This window comes from uncultured Neglectibacter sp. (genome assembly GCA_937958185.1).
Taxonomy (GTDB): domain Bacteria; phylum Bacillota; class Clostridia; order Oscillospirales; family Acutalibacteraceae; genus Acutalibacter.
The window spans coordinates 111,185-132,972 of record CALFFN010000013.1 but is presented as its reverse complement, the minus strand read 5'-3'; the positions used below and the strand labels follow the sequence as shown (position 1 = coordinate 132,972).

Annotated in this window: 20 protein-coding genes and 1 riboswitch; of the genes, 10 read left to right on the top strand and 10 right to left on the bottom strand. The window is 49.4% G+C overall.

Annotation, left to right across the window (positions count from 1 at the left end; genetic code table 11):
- Positions 1 to 224: 224 nt before the first annotated feature.
- A complete protein-coding gene (locus tag AB8996_RS04155; RefSeq protein WP_369297704.1) occupies positions 225 to 773 on the bottom strand; it encodes a phosphatase PAP2 family protein in 549 nt (182 codons plus the stop codon).
- 214 nt (positions 774 to 987) lie between these two features.
- Between AB8996_RS04155 and AB8996_RS04150 the strand changes: the two genes are divergently transcribed.
- The gene (locus tag AB8996_RS04150) at positions 988 to 3,642 is read left to right on the top strand and encodes a calcium-translocating P-type ATPase, PMCA-type (RefSeq protein ID WP_369297703.1); all 2,655 of its coding nucleotides are present in this window, start codon (positions 988 to 990) and stop codon (positions 3,640 to 3,642) included.
- 137 nt (positions 3,643 to 3,779) lie between these two features.
- Here the strand turns inward: AB8996_RS04150 and AB8996_RS04145 are convergent, their stop codons facing one another.
- Genes AB8996_RS04145 through asd form a run of 4 tightly spaced genes read right to left on the bottom strand, consistent with a single transcriptional unit; the run spans position 3,780 to position 7,055 of the window.
- Positions 3,780 to 4,238 carry a hypothetical protein gene (locus AB8996_RS04145; protein WP_369297702.1) on the bottom strand — a complete coding sequence of 153 codons (459 nt, stop codon included), beginning with the start codon at positions 4,236 to 4,238 and terminating at the stop codon, positions 3,780 to 3,782.
- 12 nt (positions 4,239 to 4,250) lie between these two features.
- On the bottom strand, positions 4,251 to 5,003 hold the full coding sequence (dapB, locus tag AB8996_RS04140; RefSeq protein ID WP_369297701.1) for a 4-hydroxy-tetrahydrodipicolinate reductase: 753 nt from the start codon (positions 5,001 to 5,003) through the stop codon (positions 4,251 to 4,253).
- Positions 5,004 to 5,048: 45 nt separating this feature from the next.
- Positions 5,049 to 5,948, bottom strand: coding sequence for a 4-hydroxy-tetrahydrodipicolinate synthase (gene dapA / locus AB8996_RS04135; RefSeq protein WP_369297700.1), 900 nt, complete (start codon positions 5,946 to 5,948; stop codon positions 5,049 to 5,051).
- 27 nt (positions 5,949 to 5,975) lie between these two features.
- Positions 5,976 to 7,055, bottom strand: a complete 1,080-nt coding sequence (asd, locus tag AB8996_RS04130; RefSeq protein WP_369297699.1) for an aspartate-semialdehyde dehydrogenase — start codon at positions 7,053 to 7,055, stop codon at positions 5,976 to 5,978.
- 113 nt (positions 7,056 to 7,168) lie between these two features.
- A riboswitch (Lysine riboswitch) is annotated at positions 7,169 to 7,341 on the bottom strand.
- Positions 7,342 to 7,468: 127 nt separating this feature from the next.
- On the opposite strand from asd, the gene queA reads away from it, so the two are divergent.
- From queA to AB8996_RS04085, 9 genes are all read left to right on the top strand, one after another.
- Positions 7,469 to 8,494, top strand: a complete 1,026-nt coding sequence (gene queA / locus AB8996_RS04125) for a tRNA preQ1(34) S-adenosylmethionine ribosyltransferase-isomerase QueA (RefSeq protein ID WP_369297698.1) — start codon at positions 7,469 to 7,471, stop codon at positions 8,492 to 8,494.
- Between the two features lie 10 nt (positions 8,495 to 8,504).
- Positions 8,505 to 9,269, top strand: a complete 765-nt coding sequence (locus tag AB8996_RS04120) for an MBL fold metallo-hydrolase (protein ID WP_369297697.1) — start codon at positions 8,505 to 8,507, stop codon at positions 9,267 to 9,269.
- A gap of 15 nt (positions 9,270 to 9,284) precedes the next feature.
- A complete protein-coding gene (gene tgt, locus AB8996_RS04115) occupies positions 9,285 to 10,415 on the top strand; it encodes a tRNA guanosine(34) transglycosylase Tgt (RefSeq protein WP_369297696.1) in 1,131 nt (376 codons plus the stop codon).
- 88 nt (positions 10,416 to 10,503) lie between these two features.
- The gene (gene yajC, locus AB8996_RS04110; RefSeq protein WP_369297695.1) at positions 10,504 to 10,830 is read left to right on the top strand and encodes a preprotein translocase subunit YajC; all 327 of its coding nucleotides are present in this window, start codon (positions 10,504 to 10,506) and stop codon (positions 10,828 to 10,830) included.
- A gap of 255 nt (positions 10,831 to 11,085) precedes the next feature.
- Positions 11,086 to 12,777, top strand: a complete 1,692-nt coding sequence (locus tag AB8996_RS04105) for an ABC transporter ATP-binding protein (protein ID WP_369297694.1) — start codon at positions 11,086 to 11,088, stop codon at positions 12,775 to 12,777.
- An 84-nt stretch (positions 12,778 to 12,861) separates the two neighbouring features.
- Positions 12,862 to 13,239 carry a TIGR04086 family membrane protein gene (locus tag AB8996_RS04100; protein WP_369297693.1) on the top strand — a complete coding sequence of 126 codons (378 nt, stop codon included), beginning with the start codon at positions 12,862 to 12,864 and terminating at the stop codon, positions 13,237 to 13,239.
- 593 nt (positions 13,240 to 13,832) lie between these two features.
- The gene (locus AB8996_RS04095) at positions 13,833 to 14,450 is read left to right on the top strand and encodes a hypothetical protein (protein ID WP_369297692.1); all 618 of its coding nucleotides are present in this window, start codon (positions 13,833 to 13,835) and stop codon (positions 14,448 to 14,450) included.
- Between the two features lie 46 nt (positions 14,451 to 14,496).
- A complete protein-coding gene (locus tag AB8996_RS04090; protein WP_369297691.1) occupies positions 14,497 to 15,369 on the top strand; it encodes a site-specific tyrosine recombinase in 873 nt (290 codons plus the stop codon).
- Positions 15,370 to 15,422: 53 nt separating this feature from the next.
- A complete protein-coding gene (locus AB8996_RS04085; protein ID WP_369297690.1) occupies positions 15,423 to 16,445 on the top strand; it encodes a DUF624 domain-containing protein in 1,023 nt (340 codons plus the stop codon).
- Between the two features lie 75 nt (positions 16,446 to 16,520).
- Here the strand turns inward: AB8996_RS04085 and AB8996_RS04080 are convergent, their stop codons facing one another.
- The 5 genes from AB8996_RS04080 to AB8996_RS04060 form a co-directional block, all read right to left on the bottom strand.
- Positions 16,521 to 17,336 (bottom strand): sugar phosphate isomerase/epimerase family protein, encoded by an 816-nt coding sequence (locus AB8996_RS04080; protein WP_369297689.1) that lies wholly within the window; start codon positions 17,334 to 17,336, stop codon positions 16,521 to 16,523.
- A 68-nt stretch (positions 17,337 to 17,404) separates the two neighbouring features.
- On the bottom strand, positions 17,405 to 18,439 hold the full coding sequence (locus AB8996_RS04075) for a tyrosine recombinase XerC (RefSeq protein WP_369297688.1): 1,035 nt from the start codon (positions 18,437 to 18,439) through the stop codon (positions 17,405 to 17,407).
- 230 nt (positions 18,440 to 18,669) lie between these two features.
- Complete coding sequence (locus AB8996_RS04070) at positions 18,670 to 19,410, bottom strand: DUF6873 family GME fold protein (RefSeq protein WP_369297687.1); 741 nt, start codon at positions 19,408 to 19,410, stop codon at positions 18,670 to 18,672.
- Entirely contained in the window at positions 19,407 to 20,780 is a 1,374-nt protein-coding gene (radA, locus tag AB8996_RS04065) for a DNA repair protein RadA (RefSeq protein ID WP_369297686.1), read from the bottom strand. Before radA ends, AB8996_RS04070 begins: the two co-directional genes overlap by 4 nt.
- Before the next feature lie 100 nt (positions 20,781 to 20,880).
- Positions 20,881 to 21,642: an N-acetylmuramoyl-L-alanine amidase gene (locus AB8996_RS04060; protein WP_369297685.1), complete on the bottom strand. Its 762-nt coding sequence runs from the start codon at positions 21,640 to 21,642 to the stop codon at positions 20,881 to 20,883.
- Positions 21,643 to 21,788 lie beyond the last annotated feature (146 nt).

Sequence of the window (21,788 nt, the reverse complement as noted above, 5' to 3'; positions counted from 1 at the left end):
AAACGTACTTTGCCAAATATTCTCTTTAGCGAAAAATATGGGTGTCACCGCTGTTGATGGACTTGTCTATTCCTGTTTGCAGGTATTCAGTGAAGGTCAAAAGCATAAAATGCTTTTGACCTCTATTTTCGTATAACAACACCTCCTATGGCAGTTTTTCATTCTGCCATAGGAGGTGTTGTTTGTGTTTTTCTATTGTATTTGCAAAAAGGTATTTCCTCTTACTAATTTTTTATCGCTTTTCGCTGCTCCAATTTTGCAGCGACCCAGCAGGTCAGCAGCCCAAAGAAGATACCTAACGCCATTCCCGCAAGTACATCGGTGGTCCAGTGAACAAAAAGAAAAATTCTGGAAAAACCGATCAGCAACGCGAGAACCAGCGCCGGAACGCCCCATTTGCGGGATTCCCGACACAGTACGGTGGCGGCGGCAAAGGAAGCGCAGGTGTGCCCGGAGGGAAAGGAGAATCCTGAGGGTGGGGAAATCAGTAGGGATGTATAATTCGGAAACATCTGGAACGGTCTTTCCCGGCAGACGATATTTTTCAACAGTACCTCACCTGTCAGAAAACCTGCTGCAATAGCGCAAACCATCAGTATGCCCCGCCGCCGGGTGCTTTTTTGCAGCAAAAATGCCGCTGCCAGCAGGAGCCATACAGCCCCCGCTTCTCCCAAATACGTTATCACCGGAAACACGCTGTCCGTCACAATGTTGTGAAACCACCGCTGTATGAAATCCATTATCGTTCCGTCAAATGCGTTAATCCCGTTCATGAAAGCTCCTTCGGTGTTTTTTTCGTGTTATGATTTGCGATTATTATAGCACAAGGCTCCCCATTTGGAAATACATAAAAAGTATCTGGAAAGCGTATAGATTTCCAAATGGCGAAATCAGGGAAGAGGTTTTGCGTTCCAGCAATGGAAAAAGGCTGGAATGGACCCTGCTAAGCCATAAAAGGACCTCCCACTGAGCAAAGAGAGGAAAGTGATGATAAAAATGGGGCTTTACAGCATTGGCTGGCGGGAAGCTGCGGAAAGGCTGGAAACAGACGGCAATCGCGGTCTTACCACTGCCGAGGTGCAAAAGCGGCGGCAGCAATACGGAAAAAATGAGATCAAGGAAACAAAGCGGCAAAACCTTATTGTGCGGTTTTTGAGCCAGTTCAAGGATTTTATGGTGCTGATCCTTCTGGCAGCGGCAGGCATTTCCTTTTTTGTTTCCCGCCTGCGCGGGGACAACGACTTTATCGATTCCATTATTATCCTTGCCATTGTGGTGTGCAACGCGGTGATAAGCATGGTGCAGGAGCTTCGGGCGGATCAGGCGATAGAAGCCCTGAAAAAAATGTCTTCCCCCCATGCCAGAGTTTTGCGGGACGGCAGGAAGCGCACCGTGGAAAGCTGGGAGCTTGTTCCGGGCGATGTGGTGATCCTCAAAGCAGGTGACCTTGTTCCGGCGGATATCCGGCTCATCAAAAGTGTGGAGCTGCAGGCGGAGGAATCCGCTCTCACAGGAGAATCAGTCCCGGCGGAAAAGGACGCAAACGCTATCTGCCCGGAGGACGCCACCTTAGCCGAGCGGAAAAATATGGTGTTTGCCTCCACAGGGGTCGCCTCCGGCGCGGGGGTGGGTATCGTCACCGCTACAGGAATGGACACAGGCATGGGGCAGATCGCCAAAATGCTGGAGCATGAAAAAGCTCCTGTTACGCCGTTGCAGCAGAAAATGAAGCAGACCGGCAAGGTGCTGGGGATCGGCGTTGTCATCATCTGCGCCGTGATTTTCACACTGGGGCTGATTCAGAAAATCGAGCCACTGGAAATGTTTATGATCGCTATCAGCCTGGGCGTTGCCGCCATTCCCGAAGGACTTACAGCGGTGGTCACTATCGTCCTTGCCATGGGGATCAAACGCATGGCGCAAAAGCGCGCGATCGTGCGCCATATGCCCGCAGTGGAAGCGCTGGGCAGCACCCAGGTGATATGCTCCGACAAAACGGGAACTTTGACACAGAACAAAATGACTGTCACCACCTTTTCCAGCGCTTATGGGGAGGAACGGATCGACGGCGCCGCCGCGCAGTTCGCGCTGGAGCTTGCCACCCTCTGCAATAATTCCGAGGAACAGGAGGGAAAGCTTTTTGGCGACCCCACGGAAACAGCCTTTCTGCGGGCGTGTCATAGCTCGAAAGCCACACTGGAGGAAAGCTTTCCCAGAGCCGGGGAGATCGCCTTTACTTCCGCTCGAAAGATGATGACCACCGCCCACCGCACTGCCCAGGGCTACCGTATTATTTCCAAGGGCGCGCCGGACGTTCTGATCGCCCGGTGCACCCAAATGCAGAAGGGCAGCACTGTCGTTCCTTTCAGCGGATCACAGAAGGCGAAGATTTTAGCCGACAATACCGCTTTAGCGGCGCGCGCCCTGCGTGTACTTGCGGTGGCGTATAAGGACGTTTCCAGCCTGCCGGGCGATGACCGGGAAACGGAAAGCGGGCTGATATTCTGCGGGCTGATCGGTATGGAAGACCCGCCCAGGCAGGGTGTAAAAGCGGCGGTATCCGAGTGCAAGAGGGCAGGCATTTTACCCGTGATGATCACAGGGGACCATGCCGCTACAGCCCTTGCTATCGGAAAACGCATTGGGATTGCCGACGATACCAGCGGCGTGATGACCGGCGCGGAATTGGACCGTCTCAGCGAAGCGGAGCTCAGTAAAAAGATTTTCGATTACCGCATTTTTGCCCGGGTCTCGCCGGAGCACAAGGTAAAGATCGTCAAGGCGTTCCAGCGCAGAGATATGGTAGTCGCCATGACAGGGGACGGCGTAAACGACGCCCCGGCTTTGAAAAGCGCCGATATCGGCTGCGCTATGGGGAAAAACGGCACCGAGGTAGCAAAATCCGCCGCGGATATGGTGCTGACGGACGACAATTTCTCCACCATTGTGTCTGCGGTCCGGGAGGGCAGGGGAATCTACAAAAATATTCGCAAAACCATTCATTTTCTGCTTTCCTGTAATATCGGGGAAATCCTGGTGGTCTTTGTGGCTTTTTTGCTTCGCGCCCCTGCGCCGCTTCTGGCGATACAGCTTCTATGGGTCAACCTTGTGACAGATTCCCTGCCGGCATTGGCGCTGGGAGCAGACCCGATCCAGCATGACGTGATGGAAGAGCCGCCCCACAAGAAAAATGAAGGCATTTTTTCCGGGGGAATGGGATTTTCCGTGGCGGCTGAGGGCTGCCTTGTCGGCGCGTTGGCACTGCTTGCCTACACCATCGGGCGGGTCTGGTTCGACACCGACCCCATGGAGCCCTGGATAGGTCGTACCATGGGCTTTGCCGTGCTGAGCCTGTCCCAGTTGGTGCACAGCTTCAATATGCGTTCAGAGCATTCGGTGCTGAAATTAGGGGTTTTTGGCAACAAGAAGCTCCTTGCCGCCTGTGGGGTATGCGCCCTGCTGATGGTCAGTGTGATTTTGGTCCCGCCTTTATCCGCTATGTTTAAAACCGCCACTCTGACCAGCTTTCAGTGGCTTATCGTTTTCCTGTTTTCCCTGTTTCCGCTTCTTGCCGTGGAGGGAGAAAAGTTGCTGTTGGAAGCATTTTCCAGCAACCGCCGCCGGAAAAAAGGAAAAAAGTGAAATTTCCGCTAAAATGTGCCTGGAAAACCCGTTCTCTAATTCACTTCTCAAATTGGCATAGCAAAGCCTCCTGTGGTAGTTACCCATTCTACCGCAGGAGGCTTTTTCGTTTTAATGGTTTTTATGATAACAGAATATTATTCCATTGCCTTGACAATGGCGTTGTACACCGTGTCAAAATCGGCCTCTGTCACAAGCAGGGATATCTCTACCTCTGAGGTGGTGATGAGCCGGATATCGGCGTCTGTGGTGCGAATAGCGTTAAACACCTTGGCTGCAATACCGGGCGTATTCTTCATGACAGGGTCATACACGGAAATTTTGTGATTGACGCTGCTGACGATGACATTTACATTTGTCTCCTTTTTGAGGGAAGAGGTAAAGGAAAGAATGTCGATCAGATCGTTATCGGAAATGGTGAAGGAAAGCCCCGTCAAAGCGCCGTGAGTAGGCGCCATGGAGATCATGTCGATGTTGATATCATAGCCGGAAATGGCGTCAAAAATTTTCGCGATGGAATCAGCATTGGCAGGGAAGCCCTGCAGCGTGACCAGCGTGATATTATCCACTGTGCTGACGACCGTTGTTTTACTCATGAAAATATCTCCTTAAATCAAATTGGACATATCGTACAGCCCTGGGCTTTGCTGCTTCATAAACACTGCCGCCCGCACCGCGCCGGAAGCGAACAGCTCCTTGGACTGGGCAGAATGGGAAAGGGTGATGACTTCATGCAGCCCGGAAAAAATGACCTGGTGTTCTCCCACAATGGTGCCGCCCCGTACAGAATGCAGCCCGATTTCACTTTTTTCCCGCTTTTTCCGTTGAGAGTGGCGGTCATAGGTATATTTCATCTGGTCGTCCCGCACATTGTTTATGGCGTCGGCAAGCATAAGCGCCGTTCCGCTGGGAGCGTCCAGCTTCTGATTGTGGTGCATTTCCACGATCTCCACGTCAAAGGAATCTCCCAGCACGGCTTCTGCTTTTTTTGCAAGCTCTATCAGAAGATTGATCCCCAGAGACATATTTCGGGAATAAAAAACAGGCGTCGTTTCAGCTGCTTTTTTAATTTGCTCCACCTGCTCCTGGTCGTATCCGGTGGTACACAGAACGGCAGCCGTGCCGGAATGGGTACGGCAATAGTCCAAAATAGGCTTTAATGCGGTGGGGTGGGAAAAATCAATGAGCACGTCGGCGCTTTCCCGAACTTCCTCAGGCGCGGCATATACGGGGAATTCCGAGCGGGCTTGCCCGGTCACATCTACACCGGCAACGATACGGCAGTCTTCCCGCTGGCTGATCGCCGCCTGTACTGCGGCGCCCATTTTTCCGTTGCAGCCGCACAAAATGATATCGACCATATTGTCTTCCTTTCCTTGTCACTTCCTGCACGATTTACGTGCGCTTTACGCGCGAACCGGCAAATTGTGCTTTTGCAAAAGAGCTATCAGTTTTTCCGTATTGGCTTCGGTCATGGTGGTCAGGGGCATACGGCAGTAATTGGTGCTGATCATGCCCATGCGGTACAGCGCTTCCTTGATGGGAATGGGGTTCACGTCCATAAAGAAGCCGTCCATCAAATCAAGATATTCCGTGTTCAGCTTTCGGGCAGTTTCCAGATCGTTATGGAGCACTGCGGTGGACAGATCGTGGAGCTGGCGGGGCAGGGCATTGGAAAAGACGGAGATCACGCCCTTGCCGCCCAATGCCAAAATGGGGAGGGTTTCATTGTCCTCGCCGGAATACACCGTCAAATCATCTCCGCAGAGGGCAAGGGTCCTTGCTACGGAGGCGGTGTCGCCGTTTGCTTCCTTTACTGCTACAATGTATGGGTTTTTTGAGAGCTTCTGATAAGTGGCAGGCTGGATATTGCAGCCGGTGCGGGCGGGAACATTATACAAAACGCAGGGCATTTTCACACTGTCGGCGATGAAGTTGAAGTTCTCCTCCAACCCTTTCTGTGAGGTCTTGTTATAGTAGGGGGTGACCAGCAGCAAACCGTCCGCGCCAAGCTTTTTTGCTTCCAGAGACAGCTCCACACAGAACCGGGTGTCATTGCTGCCGGTGCCAGCAATCACAGGCACGCGCCCACGGACCTTTTGAATGATAAATTCAATGGTCTTCAGATGTTCTTCTGCAGTCATTGTGGCGGCTTCGCCTGTGGTGCCGCAGGCAATGATGGAATCAATGCCGTTCTCTATTTGAAATTCCACCAGCTGTTCCAGTTCTTCCCAGAGAATGTTCCCCTCTTTGTCAAAGGGAGTGATCAGGGCAGTTCCTGCGCCGGAAAAAAGCAATTCTTTCATAAGGCTGCAACCTCCGAAAAAGTAATATCAGTCCAAATAACCGAGCTTGCAGAGCAGCTCTGCCATCAGCAGTCCGCCGCCGGCAGCGCCCCGCAAGGTGTTGTGCGACAGGCAGACAAATTTGTAATCATACTGGGTGTCAGGGCGGAGACGACCGACGGAAATAGCCATGCCGCCTTCCAAATCTCGATCCAGTTTAGTCTGGGGACGATTGTCTTCCGTAAAATAGTGGATAAACTGTTTGGGTGCGCTGGGCAGCTCCAGCTCCTGAGCAGGCCCCTTAAAATCGGTCCAGCGCTGAATGATCTCCTCCTTGGAAATCTTGTGCTCCATGGAGAAGAACACCGCCGCCATGTGACCGTCGGAAACAGGCACGCGCAGGCACTGGGAGGTGATGGAGGGGGAGGTGGCGTTGACGATCACGCCGTTTTCCACCTTGCCCCAGATCTTCAAAGGCTCCTGCTCGGATTTTTCTTCCTCGCCGCCGATGTAGGGGATCACGTTGTCGATGATTTCCGGCATGGTCTCAAAGGTCTTACCAGCGCCGGAAATCGCCTGATAGGTGCAGGCGAGCACCTTGGTGACGCCCAGATCCAGCAGGGGATGAATCGCCGGTACATAGCTTTGCAGGGAGCAGTTGCTCTTGACGGCGATAAAGCCGCGCCTGGTGCCCAAACGCTTCCGCTGGGTCTCAATGACCTGGGCATGGTCGGCATTCAATTCCGGCACGATCATGGGAACGTCGGGAAAGCCGCGGTGCTGCTTGTTGTTGGACAGCACGGGGCATTCCTTCTTAGCGTAGGCTTCTTCCAGGGCGAGAATTTCTTCCGATTTCATATTGACGGCGCAGAACACGAAATCCACCAGAGAGACAACGGTGTCAATGTCCTTTTCCGCGTCATAAACGGTCAAATTTGCCATGCTGGCGGGAAGAGGCGTCTTCATTGCCCAGCGCCCTTCCACTGCTTCCTGATATGTTTTCCCGGCGGATTTAGCGCTTGCTGCCACTGCCGTCACCTTGAACCAGGGGTGGTTTTCCAAGATGGTGGCAAACCGCTGTCCCACCATTCCTGTGCATCCGATAATTCCTACACGATACTGTTTCATATTGACATATCCTTTCTGTGTCAGGCTGCAAAATATGAGGCAGAAAAAAACCGGTTGAAAACCGGCTGTCAATCTTTTATAATAGGAATGCTGCTTTTCGAGATAAATCTCAAAAACATAATAGCACTCCATCTTAAATAAAGATGACAGTCGCAGGGCTGTTCGCCGCGGCAACCAGAAAACATTTGCCGGATATTTTCTTCGGCAGCGTTCCCTTTCGCGGAAGTTCCACGGTTTTGGCGACCTCCGTTCCGTTACTGATGAAAGCTGCGCCTCTATTTCTTCCTAATCATACCCTAGTTTATCTCCGTTGTCAATTTTTCGTTCTTATATTCTATGAAAATTTCCGAATTCCGTGAAATATTTCTCAGACCACATTATAGAAAAGAAGGATTCTCTGAATGGAAAGCTCTATGAAAACCAGCGATTTCAGTTTTGATCTGCCGGAGGAACTGATCGCCCAAACCCCTGTGGAGCCCAGAGACAGCTCCCGCTTGATGACCCTAGACAAAAAGACGGGGGAGACCGGGCACTATTATTTCCGGGATATTGTGGATATGCTGTCTCCGAACGATTGCCTGATCCTGAACGATTCCCGTGTGCTGCCTGCCAGGATTTATGGCGTCAAGGACGATACCGGCGCCCATGTAGAGTTTCTTTTGCTGGAAAACAAAGGTGGCGATGTCTGGGAGGTCCTTGCAAAGCCGGGAAAACGGGCAAAGCCTGGAACTACTTTCACTTTCGGCGAGGGGCAGCTGCGCTGTGAAGTGCTCCAGGTGCGGGAGGACGGCAACCGGCTGGTAAAATTCCAGTACAGCGGCGTTTTTTTCGCGCTGTTAGATCAAATTGGGCAAATGCCCCTGCCTCCGTATATCAAGGCAAAATTACAGGATAAAGAACGGTACCAGACAGTCTATTCCCGGGAGATAGGCTCTGCCGCCGCGCCCACGGCGGGCTTGCACTTTACCCCGGAGCTGCTGGAAAAGATCAGGGAAAAGGGCGTAAAAACCGGCTTTGTCACCCTCCATGTGGGACTGGGCACCTTCCGCCCGGTCAGCGCGGAACGGATCACCGATCACAAAATGCACGCGGAGCATTACTATATGCCCCAGGAAACCGCCGACCTTATCAATGAGACGAAAAGAAGCGGCGGGCGGGTGGTGGCAGTGGGCACTACAAGCTGCCGCACCATTGAATCGGTCGCCCAAAAGGAGGGCTGTTTCCGGGAAAGCGAAGGCTGGACAGATATTTTTATCTATCCCGGTTATGAATTCAAAGGGCTGGACGCCCTTATCACCAATTTTCACCTGCCGGAAAGCACCCTCATCATGCTGGTTTCCGCTTTGGCAGGCAGGGAACACGTGCTGAACGCGTACCGCGAAGCGGTCAGAGAAAAATACCGCTTCTTCAGCTTTGGCGACGCAATGTTTGTTCGGTAGAGGGCAAAAAATGAATGACTGGTTTACTATAGAACCCTTGGACAAAGATACTTATGCAATCAGCGAGTATAGGCATTGGGAGGAAACTCACTGCTATTTGCTGTTGGGGACGAGTTCCGCTCTGCTGATTGATACCGGGCTGGGTGTTTCCAATATAAAGGAAGAGGTAGACAAGCTTACTGATTTGCCCATTACTGTAGCAACGACCCACGCCCATTGGGATCACATCGGCGGTCACGGGCTGTTTGGCAGCATTGCCGTCCATCGGCTGGAAAGGAACTGGCTTGCTGAGAAATTTCCCATTCCTCTTGCGGCGGTAAAAGGAAGCCTGCTTCAGAAAGCTTGTGATTTTCCGCCGGATTTTTCACCCAATGCTTATCAAATTTTTCAGGGTGAACCTCAGCTTCTTTTAGAAGATGGAACAGAGTTTGATTTGGGCAATCGAATAATCCAAACCATTTACACGCCTGGGCATTCTCCCGGCCATTGCTGCTTTTACGAGCCGGAGCGTCAATACCTTTTTTCCGGCGACCTGCTTTACCGGGGCTGCCTGTATGCGTTTTATCCTACAACGGACCCGCTCTTGTTTTACCAATCGGTCCAAAAGGTCAACCGGCGCCCCGTCAGCAGACTGTTTCCTGGGCACCATGACTTGGAAATCCCGGTCAGGCTGGCGGAAGAAATTGAAGAAGGCTTTTCTTCTCTGGAATGTCAGGACAAACTAAAGCAGGGAAATGGGCTGTTCGATTTTGGAAGCTTCCAAATCCATATTTGAAAACGGAGAAATGCTATGTATCATTTGCTGAAAACGGAAGGATCCGCCAGGCGGGGAGAGCTTCATACCGTGCACGGAACCGTGCAGACCCCGGCGTTTATGAATGTTGCCACAGCCGGAGCGATCAAGGGAGCTGTTTCCGCCTATGATTTGAAAGACCTGCATTGCCAGGTACAGCTTTGTAATACCTACCATCTTCATCTGCGCCCCGGCGACGAAACGGTGAAAAAGATGGGCGGAATTCGGAAATTTACCGGCTGGGAAGGTCCCGTGCTGACAGACAGCGGCGGGTTTCAGGTGTTTTCGCTGGCAAAGCTGCGGAATATTACGGAAGAAGGCGTTACCTTTGCCTCCCATATTGATGGGCACCGTATCTTTATGGGACCTGAGGAAAGCATGAAAATCCAGTCCAATCTGGGTTCTACGATTGCCATGGCGTTTGACGAATGTGTAGAAAACCCGGCTGCTTACGAGTATGCAAAAGCGTCCTGCGAGCGTACTGCCCGGTGGCTTGAACGTTGCAAAGCGGAGATGAACCGATTGAACGCTCAGGAGGGAACGGTAAACCCGCAGCAGCTTTTGTTTGGGATCAATCAGGGCTGCACCTATGCCGACCTGCGTATCGAGCATATGAAGCGCATTGCCGACATGGACCTGGACGGCTATGCCATCGGCGGTCTGGCAGTTGGGGAGCCCACGGAAGAAATGTACCGTATCATCGAAGCGGTGGAGCCTTACATGCCAAAGAATAAGATACGTTATTTAATGGGGGTGGGGACCCCCGCCAATATTCTGGAAAGCGTCCGCCGGGGCGTGGATTTGTTCGACTGCGTGATGCCCAGCAGAAACGCCCGGCACGGTCACGCCTTTACATGGGAGGGCTGCCGCAACCTGATGAACGCAAAATATGAACTGGACGAAGCCCCATTAGACGAGCACTGTGATTGTCCAACCTGCCGGAATTTCAGCCGGGCATACCTGCACCATTTGTTCAAAGCCGGGGAAATGCTGGCGATGCGGCTGATGGTTATGCATAACCTCCATTTTTACAACACCCTGCTCTTGAAGATCCGTGAAGCGCTTGACCGTGGGGATTTTGAGATGTTTTACCGGGACAATATCGAAACCCTCGGAAAAAGAATTTAAGAAATCTGCAAAACTCAGGAATTTTGCTTGCAAGTTTCTTCCTTTATTGGTATAATCATACTTACTTACTTTAGGAGGTCAAAAAAGAATGAACTCAATGATGCGTTTGTCTCAACAGACCGGCAACAGCATGAGCCTGATCGTTATGCTGCTGGTTTACGGCGCCTTTTTCCTGATTCTGTATTTGGTTTTCTTCCGCCCTCAGAACAAGAAAAAGAAAAAGGAAGCTGAAATGCGGAAAAATGCTCAGGTGGGAGATGAGGTTACCACCATCGGCGGCATTTGCGGTCGTATTGTTGCCGTCAAGGACGAAAGCGATTCCGTTGTGATCGAGACCGGCAGCGACAAGTCCAGAATGCGTGTGAAGCGCTGGGCGATCGGCAGTGTGGATACTGTCCATGAGGACGATGCCTGATCTGCTTCAGAACTGACTGTACAGGCGCCGCAGCCTATTTGGGCTTCGGCGTTTTTGTATAGACAGGCTTTTTACTCATTTTCTCTTTAGAAAGGTGGCGCGCAGCTTTGCGAACCCCGCGAATTAACTGCTCAGTACAGTTGTGATTCCCTGTTGGCGGATTGTACTGAGCGAAAAGATTAAAAACGCCTTCAGACCACGGCTGTACTGTACCCAAAATCGGAAAAATAATTTTTTACGGGAGTACAGCAAAATGTGTTATCAAAAAGAAATTTTACGAAAAATCGGAGGACGACAGCTTTTTACTTAGTCCTCGGTGTCTTTTGTGCGTTCCTGACAAATTTTCAGGCGCACTACTTTCAAACCGTTATTGACGGTCTTTCCAATCGTTCTATCACATTGGGGGCTATTTTATGTTATGGCGGTCTATTGGTGATAAGCTATCTGGCAAATTATCTGGAAAATTACCCGGAAAAGAAGCTGGAACATGGTATTTATCTGGACTTTAAGCTCTTAGCGCTGGAGAAGATCAGCAGAATTGACTACGCGGTGTACCAAACGCTCGGCACAGGGCAGCTGATCCAGCGCATTGAAAACGGCGCGGAAGCCGGGCGGAACATTTTATTCCACTTTTGGTTTTCTATCATTCGGGAACAGCTGCCCAATATGCTGTTCAGCGTCTATTTCATTTGGAGGATCAGCGCACCCATCACGTATGCCGTGTTACTGGGATATGTGTTGGTGTTTCTTGTCACCAATCTGCTGCTGAAATCGCTGTATCGCATCAAGGAACGGATTTTGACCAACGAGGAGAGACTGAACCATTATCTGGTGCGCGGATTCATGGAAATGCCCATATTCCGCCTGGCACGGCAGTTTCCCAGTGAAATCCGCAAAGCAGCACGGGCAAAGGAGCAGATCGTCACCGCGAAAACAAAAATGACCATGATCCATGAAGCGTTTTTCACGATTTTCGCTTTGCTGGTGGCTGTGCTGGACGTTTTGATCCTGGTCTATGCCTGGCAGACGGGCGAACTTACCATCGGTTCTGCTGTGGCGCTGCTTACACTGCTGAACAATGCCTACACACCAATTGCCATCTTTAATGTTCTTTATGTTCAGTATAAACTGGATAAAGCCTCCTTCCAGAGATATAAGGAATTTCTTTCCAGCAGAGAGGACGAGCAACTGCAAACGGGAAAAGAGCTGCCAAGCTGCACGGGCAGAATTTCCATCAAGAACCTTTCCTTTTCCTATGGCGAACGAACCCTGTTTCACGACCTGAATCTGGAGATACAACACGGGGAAAAGGTGGCGTTTGTAGGAGAGAGCGGCTCAGGAAAATCCACGCTGCTGAAGCTGATCGCAGGGCTGCTGAAATATTCCAACGGCTCCATATGGATAGATAACAGCGAGCTGAAAGAAATTTCCCTGACAGGCTTTTATGAAAAAATCAGCTATCTTTCTCAGGATTCTACCGTGTTTGATGGGAGCCTGCGGGAAAATATCCTGTTTGAAAAAGAGGCTTCCGAGGAACAGCTGCTGCACGCCATTGAGCAGGTGGAGCTTACCAGTCTGTTCCACACCATGGAGCAGGGCTTTGACACTCCGGTAGGGGAAAGAGGAGCCGTTCTTTCCGGCGGGGAGCGCCAGAGAACAGCACTGTGCCGCCTTTGGTTTCAGCAATCCGGGCTGACCATTCTTGACGAAGCCACCTCCGCGCTGGACAACTTAACGGAAAAATCCGTGATAGACAGGGTGCTTGCGCTGCTTCACGACAAAACAGTAATTGCAGTTACCCACAAATTGGACGCAGTGCAAAGCTTTGACAAAATTGTTGTTTTCCGAGAGGGGAGCATTGTAGAAGAAGGCAGCTTTGCAGAGCTGATGGAGCAAAACGGGTATTTCGCCCAGCTTTATCGGGTCAATCAGAAAAAGCCAACCTAAAGTTCACACATAAAAACGCCTCACAGCTCATAGAGATTACCATAGCAAAGGATATGGATATCTCAGAGTTGTGAGGTTCTTTTTATGAAAAAAGGAAAAGCGATTTTATTGTCCGTGAGCGTAATGGTTATTACAGGCGCGGCTCTATTGGTACTGTTTGCACTGATTTTCGGAAAGATGAAAGCACTGCCGCGGGGGATCATCCCTATCATCACGACTGTCATCGGCTGTCTCGCTGTCTTCTTAGGCGGGTTGATTTCTGCCGCCTACGCCAGAGAAAAAGGACTGATTTTCGGCATAATAAGCGGGCTGATTTTCTCGTTCTGTGTTGCGCTGGTCTCCGTTCTTCTGCTCAAAAATGATTTTTCCATTGCCAGCGTTGGAAAATTTGCCGCAATTTTGCTCAGCGGTTCTATCGGCGGAATTTTAGGGGTAAACCGAAAAGACCGGGTGAAATTTTAATCAATCCTTATGAAAATAGGGAAGCGCAAATACACACAGTGTAGCTGCGTGTATTTTTATACACACAAAATCTTGAATAGACGACATAACCATCTTCGCATAATATACATTAGTTTACATAATGTATATTACATAATTTTTGCAGTTTAAAATAAATCCTGAGAAAATATTCATTTTTTCTCTTGCAAAATCCAGAGAATTGTATTATAGTATAAAAACACGAGGAAAGTTTTCTGATTTTTGCTGAGACAAGGAATAGGAAACCTGAAAATCCGCTTAAAATCTGGAAATTTCAGTATTCCAAAAATCACAAGATGTGCTGTTGCAGAAGCTTAAAAATCGCATATTTTGTATTTTCGACCAGATTTTTCACTTGATTTTCCCACTTTTTCCGCTCAATGCTTCTCCATAATTTATTTACTTTCATTTTTTTGCCCTCTTGAAACTGGTTTCCAATAATTTGTTAACCTTGGTTTCAAAAACAAGATTTGAATTTATACGTTTCCATCCTTTTTCAGTATACTTTTTCTTCTTTTTTCATAGAGATGACTTAGAGCGCTTTTATGTTTTTGCCGGAAAGGAAGTCAACCTCTATGAAAAGAAAAATTGTTTCACTGCCTGACTGCCCCAGATTGGAGAGCACAGTTTTTTGGGACAAGTGTTCCCATCGAAAGGGAACGTTTCTCTGTTTATCGTTATTGCTTTTTGCCGGAGTGCTGGCAGGTTCGTTTCTGTTTCTTATCCCTGACGGGCTGCGGGAGCGAAATTTATTTCCCTTATTCTTTTCCGGCGTTCCGCAGCCTGCAGCAGGTTTTTTGTCCTGTTTTTCCACACTTTTGCTTCATTCGCTTATTTTCCTGACTGTAATATTTCTCTCTGGCTTTACAGCTTTTGGCTGTTTCCTGACGCCCTGTCTGCTCTTATGTAAGGGCGCTGCTATGGGGATCGCAGTTTCTTCCGCCCTTTGGGCGGACGGGCTGTATGGTTTGGGGAAATTTGCGTTGATATATTTGCCCGGCGCTGCCGTCTCGTCCATTCTGCTCCTGCTATTTGGAGTACGGGCGGTACAATTTTCCGATGATTTTCGGAAATCGGCAACACTTGATTTCCGCAGCTATTGGAAAGACTATATTGCCTTTCTCTGTATTTTGGTCGTATCTTCTTTTCTGTGCGGTGGTTTGGCAATGCTCGGCGTCCTGTTCTTTGTATAGAGGTCTGTAGAAAGTGGGGAAGTAAGGGATGAATGACTATTATTCGATGTTTAGCGATTATCTGACAAACCAGAAGTCCAACTCGGCAAACACACGGGAGTCTTATCTCCGTGATGTGATGTCTTTTTTGGAGTTTTTGTCTGAGCGTGGCGTTGCGCCTGTTGAGGCAGACGAGGCAGTCATTCAGGAATATATTGACCACCTGCACGACCTGAAACGGTCTCCCACCACGATTTCCCGGAACCTGGCGTCTGTACGCTGCTTTTACAAGTTTCTCATTTTCCGGGGAATGCTGGATTATAACCCCGCAAAGGGGATCAAGCTGGAAAAAACGGTGAAAAAGCTTCCTCAGGTGCTTTCCGGGGAAGATATCGAACGTCTGCTGGCGCAGCCGGATATCACTGAGCCCAAGGGCTGCCGGGACAAGGCGATGCTGGAGCTTCTTTACGCTACCGGCATTCGCGTTTCCGAGCTTATCAATTTGAATATCAAGGACATCAATCTCCGCTCCGGCGTGCTGTACTGCAGGGGGAGCAAAGGAATCCGCCCAATCCCCATTTATCCGTCTGCGGTAGTGGCGGTTTCCGATTATATCTATCGAATGCGCGGTCTGATCGCAGGTCCTGAAAGCGAAAACGCCCTGTTTGTCAATTTGAACGGCGGCAGGCTGACCCGCCAGGGCTTCTGGAAGATCGTAAAAGGCTATGCCACGGAAGCCGGTATCAGTAAGGAAATCACGCCCCATACGCTGCGCCATTCCTTTGCGCTGCATCTGCTGGAAAACGGCGCTTCTGTGAAAGATATCCAGACCATGATGGGTCATGCGGATATTTCCTCCACGCAGGTGTACGTCCAGCTGTTGGACAACCATGTGAAGCGCGTCTATCAGGACTGCCACCCCAAGGCGAAGATAGGATAAGCCTGCCGGACAAGCATTCCAAACAATAAATCAGTTTCAGTTAGGAGAGAAATATGGGTCTTTTTAACTTTTGGGGGAGCTACAATAAGCCGGGACCCGGCGTGGAAAAAGACGAGATCCCCAAGGCTGCGCCGATCCGCTTTTTTGAAATATACGGCAGAAAATTCACTAAACTGCTCCAACTGAATCTGATCTTTATGATACCTGCCGTAGTGGTAGCTGTCCTGATGGCTTGTATCTACCTGTTTTTGCCGCATATCGTCATACAGATAATGACTGCCAGCGGGAAGGTCACGCTGGATATCTGGAACTTGTACGTTGTGCCGCTGCCTGTGGTGATGTTAGCTCCTTTTACCGCCGGGCTGACCTATGTGACGCGGAACTTTGCCCGTGAGGAGCACGCTTTTGTCTGGTCCGATTTTTGGAGCGCCGTAAAAAACAACTGGAAATACTTCCTGCTGAACGGCTTCGTCACGTACTTGCTGTACGTGGTACTGAGCTTTGCTATGATATATTATTACAACAACGCGGTGTCAAACGCCTTGCTGTATGTGCCCTTCTGGGTCTGTATCGTGGTTGCAGTGACGTTCTTATGGGCGCAGTATTATATTCCCGTTATGTTTGTGACCTTTGATCTGAAATTCGGGCAAGTTTATAAAAACGCCCTGATTTTCGTTCTTGCCGGGTTTGGCAGGAATCTACTGATCACTTTGGTTTTGGCAGCTTTGGTCATTGCGGTGCTGTTGATTCCCATTATGCCGCTGACCGTAATGATTTTCTTCTGGATAGTGATTTTACTGCTGTTTTCCTTTGTCAGCTACCTTATCAATTTCACTATATATCCCGTCATTGACCAATATTTGATCCAGCCTTATCAGAGAAAGCTGGAGGAAGAGAAAAATGCCGGCAGGAAAAATCCGGCGGAGGGCGATTCCGTAACGGCGAGCTTTCCGGGAATATTCAAAGAGCCTTCCAGGGAGCAGCGCTCTGACGAAGACAAATACGTGTATATCAACGGGAAGCTTGTAAAGCAGTCTCAGTTGACAGAGCAGGAAAGAGAAGAACACAATTTGTAAAGAACCGAAGCAAGGAACTCTCATATAAAAAAGGAACCCGGAAAATCATGTTGATTCCGGGTTCCTTTTTTAGCGTTAGAGATAATTTCTTTGTTTCAGCCAGTGCACGGATTTTTCCAAAGCTGCGGCAGTTTTTGTTTCCAGCACACACCTGGCATTGCGTTTTTTTGCAAGCTGAAGCCTTTTCTCCAACTCTATTTCACCGTCGCCAAGGGCAAGATGGTTTTTAGGAGGAGCTTCTGTGCCGTCATGAATATGGAAATGGCACAGCTTTGGCTGGTGTGTCTCAAGAAAAGAACGATCTCTTTCTCCGGCTGCTTTGGAATGCCCAATATCCCAGGTCAAGCAAAATGCAGGGCTTTGCAGCAACTGTTCAATCACCTTTCTCTCATAATACCGAAAGAGGTCGGTGTTTTCAATAGAAATCACGATATCTGCACTGCCGATCCACTTTTCACACAGCTTTCGGAAAAGCAAATAAGAGCTTTTGTAGGTATCAAAATTTCGCTCATACATCTGGACCTTTTGATTAGGAAGGGTAATATAGATACCGTGGTTTATGTGCATATTAAGGACAAGAGGCTGGGATACGTCTCCGTATCTATCGCGCAGACCGATCAGCTTCTTTGCGACATCAATGGTTCTTTGAACCGTTTCAAGGTACGCGGAAGACACAAGCTGATTGAAATTTGCGATATCCAGATTTTCATCAAGGTGTATGGTGTAATAGATCCCTGCCGAACTTGCGGCTTCCAGTAAAGCATTTACCCTTTCCAGTCGGTTTAGTTGGTATTCTGGAAAATTCATGTTCAACTCGATGAAGCTTAAACCCAATCTTTTGCACAAAGCAATATTTTCTTCCAATGTTCGATTTTCCACTAACGTTGGCATTCCGAATTGCATGATAGCGTCTCCTCATAGCTTTTTGAAATCTGAAAGGAAAACAGAGTTCGATCGGGTTATTCATCTGGTTCGTCCTGTTCGCCGTCAAGTAAAACGGCTTTACTACTGGGCTTTGATTTTCGCTTCGTGACATTTGCCAGAGGGTTTGCGTTGATTGCCTGTTCCATCTGGTCGCTGGAGGTATGGGTATAAATTTCTGTAGTGCCCAGATTGGCATGACCCAGAATATCCTGAAGGACGCGGATATCTACGCCGCCATACCGATACATGAGCGTGGCGGCGGTGTGGCGCAGCTTGTGAACAGAATATCCAGGACCGCTGAGGCCGATTTTGTCCAGGTATTTCTTGACCATAAGCTCCACTGTGATAGGCTTTATTCGGGTGCCGCGGTTACTGAGAAACAGGGCGTTTCGGTCTATCACATTGTCTTTTGGGCGCACAGCCAGATAGGCGTCGATTGCTTCCAGGCACGCCTGATTTAAGTACACAATGCGCTCTTTATTGCCTTTGCCCAGAATCCGCAGGGTAGAATTGTTGTGTATCACGTCGGAAAGATTGATGGAAACCAGCTCGGAAAGCCGCATTCCACAGTTTAGAAACAGCGTCAGAATGCAGCGGTCGCGCTCCGCATTGGGTCCTTCTACTGCGTTCAATAGTTCGATACTTTGTTCGAGAGATAAAAAATGGGGAAGAGACTTCTTCTTTTTTGGGGGAGTCAGGTTCTCTGTGGGATTTTCATTTAGCAGCTTCTCATGGACCGTCAGATAATTGAAAAAGGATTTCAGCGAGGTGGATTTTCGCTGCCGGGTAGACGCCATATTATTTCGCTCGTCAGCCACGAAGTTCATAAAAGAAAATACGTCGTAGGCTCGAATGGATTTGATAAAATCAATATCCACGTCTTGCACAGGAGTTTCAGACATGGGAATCTCGCCACAAAGACCGCGGTCCAATTTGATAAATCGAAAAAAAGTCCGCAGGTCTTTGCAATACTGTTCCACGGTTTTTGCGGATAAACCCTTGATGTTGCGCAAATACATGGCATATTCCTGTACCACGTATGGCATATCGTCTTTAATGGAAAAGCTCATTTCTGTAGGATAACCTCCTTATTTCTGTTTTTAATCTCTCCTAAATTATAGAAAATATTCATTTTCTATAATTTAGGATTTCGTTTTTTACCTGCCCATTTTGGGACGCTTCCTTTATAAATTGCTTCCTTTTTTCAGAGAAACGTTTTTCTTCATGCATGCCAAGTGGAAATTTCATGAATCGCTTCTGTTCCTCCACACGCACTTTGTTTCCTGCAAGTACCTGTTCATTATTGCAGTGGAATAATTCCGCCAATGTCCAGCAACCTGTCGCTGCTCAGTTCTACAGTTTTTATTCCCCGGTCTGTAAGAAAGCTTTTGATCCGCAAACCGTCCGGGTGACTTTCCAGACTCCCGGAAAACGCCATCAGCCCCGGTGACAATTTCCCGCAGCAGCCGCCGGTAAAGCCTGTGCTGTACCCTGGCAGCTCAATATGACCCGGCTGAATCTCTAAAACGTCAGCGCCAAATTGGCGCAAAGCCTTTGCGATTCCCCTGTCCGATGTTATGGCGGCTTTTTCATTCACCAACGCCACAGAACAAGCTGCATACCCTTGTCGAACAAATATTTCCCTGTATCCCAGCTGTTTGGAGGCTCTCCGCAGTCTACCATCAAGTACCGGCAAATTCCCGCACAAAAATTTGTTCCAAACAAAGGCATTGCATAAAACATCAGCCGGATAGACATTTCCCGGCTCCCGTTCTGTTTCTTCTGGGTATATCCCATAACCTGACAGCTTCTGTACTAAAGGGCTTCCCTGCAAAACGAACATAATTTCCTTGCTTAGGATACACGCCTGCATATCCGGGTGGAAAGCTACTGGTGGCGGCAGCCTACTGTCCCGCTCTGTTTCAATAGTATCTATCTGCATTTCCCGCAGCTTCTGCGCAAAGGCAGGATATTCGCCGGATATCAGCACCAGCTTTGCCGTCGTGTTTGGCAGCCTTGGAATGGAAAATAAAGTTTTCATGTGGCAGCTTCATAGGCGTCACGGATATTTTTTGCGCCAATTACCTCAATTTCCTGAGGGTGATTGATCCCCTTCAAATTGTGATACGGAACAATGCAGCGGGTAAACCCCAGCCGCGAGGCTTCGGAAATGCGGAGCTCTGCCCGGTTCACGCTGCGCAGCTCCCCTGCCAGACCGATTTCTCCAAACACCACAGTATCTTCCCTGATAGGCTTGTCCTTCAGGCTGGAAATCAGCGCCATGGCTACCGCAAGGTCAACAGAGGGTTCGTCCAGCCGCAGCCCGCCGACCACGTTCAGATAAGCGTCCAGATTGGAAAAATAATATCCTGCCCGCTTTTCCAGAACCGCCAAAATCAGCGCCATACGGTTATAATCGAAGCCTGTTGACATTCGGCGCGGCGTGCCAAAGCCGGAGGTGGTCGCCAAGCCCTGGATCTCTGCCAAGATTGGGCGGGAACCCTCCATCACGGCGGTAACGCAGGTGCCGGAAACGTCCTTTGGTCTGCCGGAAAGCATTGCCTGAGATGGATTTTCCACCTGCTGCAGACCGCTTTCCCCCATATCGAACACGCCAATTTCATTGGTGGAGCCATAACGGTTCTTCACAGCCCGCAGAATGCGGTAAGTCATCTGCCGGTCTCCCTCAAAATACAGCACGGCGTCTACAATGTGCTCCAGTACCTTTGGACCTGCAATGGCGCCGTCTTTGTTGACGTGCCCTACGATGATAACGGGAATATCCAGAGATTTTGCGCAGCGCATCATGGTGTTGGTGCATTCCCGCACTTGGGTGATGCTGCCCGGCGAAGAGGATAAATCGGTATGGTTCATAGTCTGGATAGAGTCTATCATAACGAGATCGGGCTTTTCTTCCCGAATTTCCTCCGTGATATACTGCACATCGGTCTGGGTCAAAATCTTCAAATTCGGGCTTTGCACTCCGAGCCTGGTTGCTCTCAGCTTGATTTGCCGGGCTGATTCCTCTCCCGATACGTAAAGGATCTTCAGCGTTTGCCCCATAAACTCACAAATTTGCAGCAACAGCGTGGATTTTCCGATACCGGGGTCGCCGGATATCAGCACCAGCGAGCCTTTTACAATTCCGCCGCCCAGCACTCTGTCCAGCTCTGACAGCCCGGTGTGGTAGCGGTGCTCGTCTTCCGTACTGATCTCATTGATGGACGTAGCGCGCACCAGCGCTCCCCCGCCTGCCGTACGAACCGCGGCGCTACGAGTGGAGGTCACAGGCTCCGCCACCGTTTCTTCCATGCTGTTCCATTCGCCGCAATCCGGGCACCTTCCCAGCCATTTTGCAGACTGATAGCCGCATTTGGTGCATTCGTAAGTAATTTTGCTTTTCCCTGCCATTGGTTTCCTGCTCCGTTCCTGCAAAGATAGGTGTTTCTCCCCTATTTATTACAAGATATAGTATATCACAGTTTTCCCGGTTTGCCAATCGGGAAATATTTTAAGAAAGATCGCTGCCAACGTTTGAGCTGGCTGAAAGCGATTCTTTTACAGTTTGCAGGTAGTCTATCAGACCATTATAGATTGCCGCCGCCATGGATTTTTGATAGCTTTCCTGGCTCAGCTTTTCCGCTTCGGCAGGATTGGAGAGAAATCCGCACTCTACCAGAACGGACGGCACCTGACAATGGTACAGCAGGTAAATGCTTTTTTCCGCCTGCTTGTTTTCCCGGTGGTTTTCCGGCTGTAAGGAAGAAACGATATTTTGACGGATACTTTCCGCCAGAACAGCGCTTTCCTCCCGATTTCCCGAATAGAACACCTGCGCGCCGTCGTACTTGCTTTCTGAAAAATGATTTTGGTGAATGCTGATAAAGATACACTCGCCTGTTTCTTCAATAGTGCGCAGGCGGTTTTTGGTATCGGACCTTTTGCGCTCGGAAATGGTGGAAAGGCTCTGGTCGCCTACGGAATAATCGCCGGAGCGTATCATCACCACGTCAAAATTGTTCTGTTTCAGATATTTTTCCAGTTCCAGCGCTATGGCAAGGTTGATATCCTTTTCCAGCTTGCCGTTTGTTCCTACAGCGCCCCCGTCTTCTCCGCCGTGCCCGGCGTCCAGCACCACGGTGCCTTTCTTTTCAAACAGGTCCGCATGGAACTGTACAATGCCAAACGCCTGCATCGTCTGCACGACAAACAGCGCCAGCGATGCGCAGAACAGCAAGAAAAACATAAATTTCTTTCCGGCTCTTTTTTTCATAGCTCTCCCCTCCGAATCTTTTCGTAAAGGTTTATGTTTTTTCCAAAAGCCTTATTCACATTTCTTTTTCATTGAAAAAATTCTCAATTATGCTATAATATCTGCAAAGGTCTTCAGGTATTACAGCATTTCATCTGCCTTGCCCA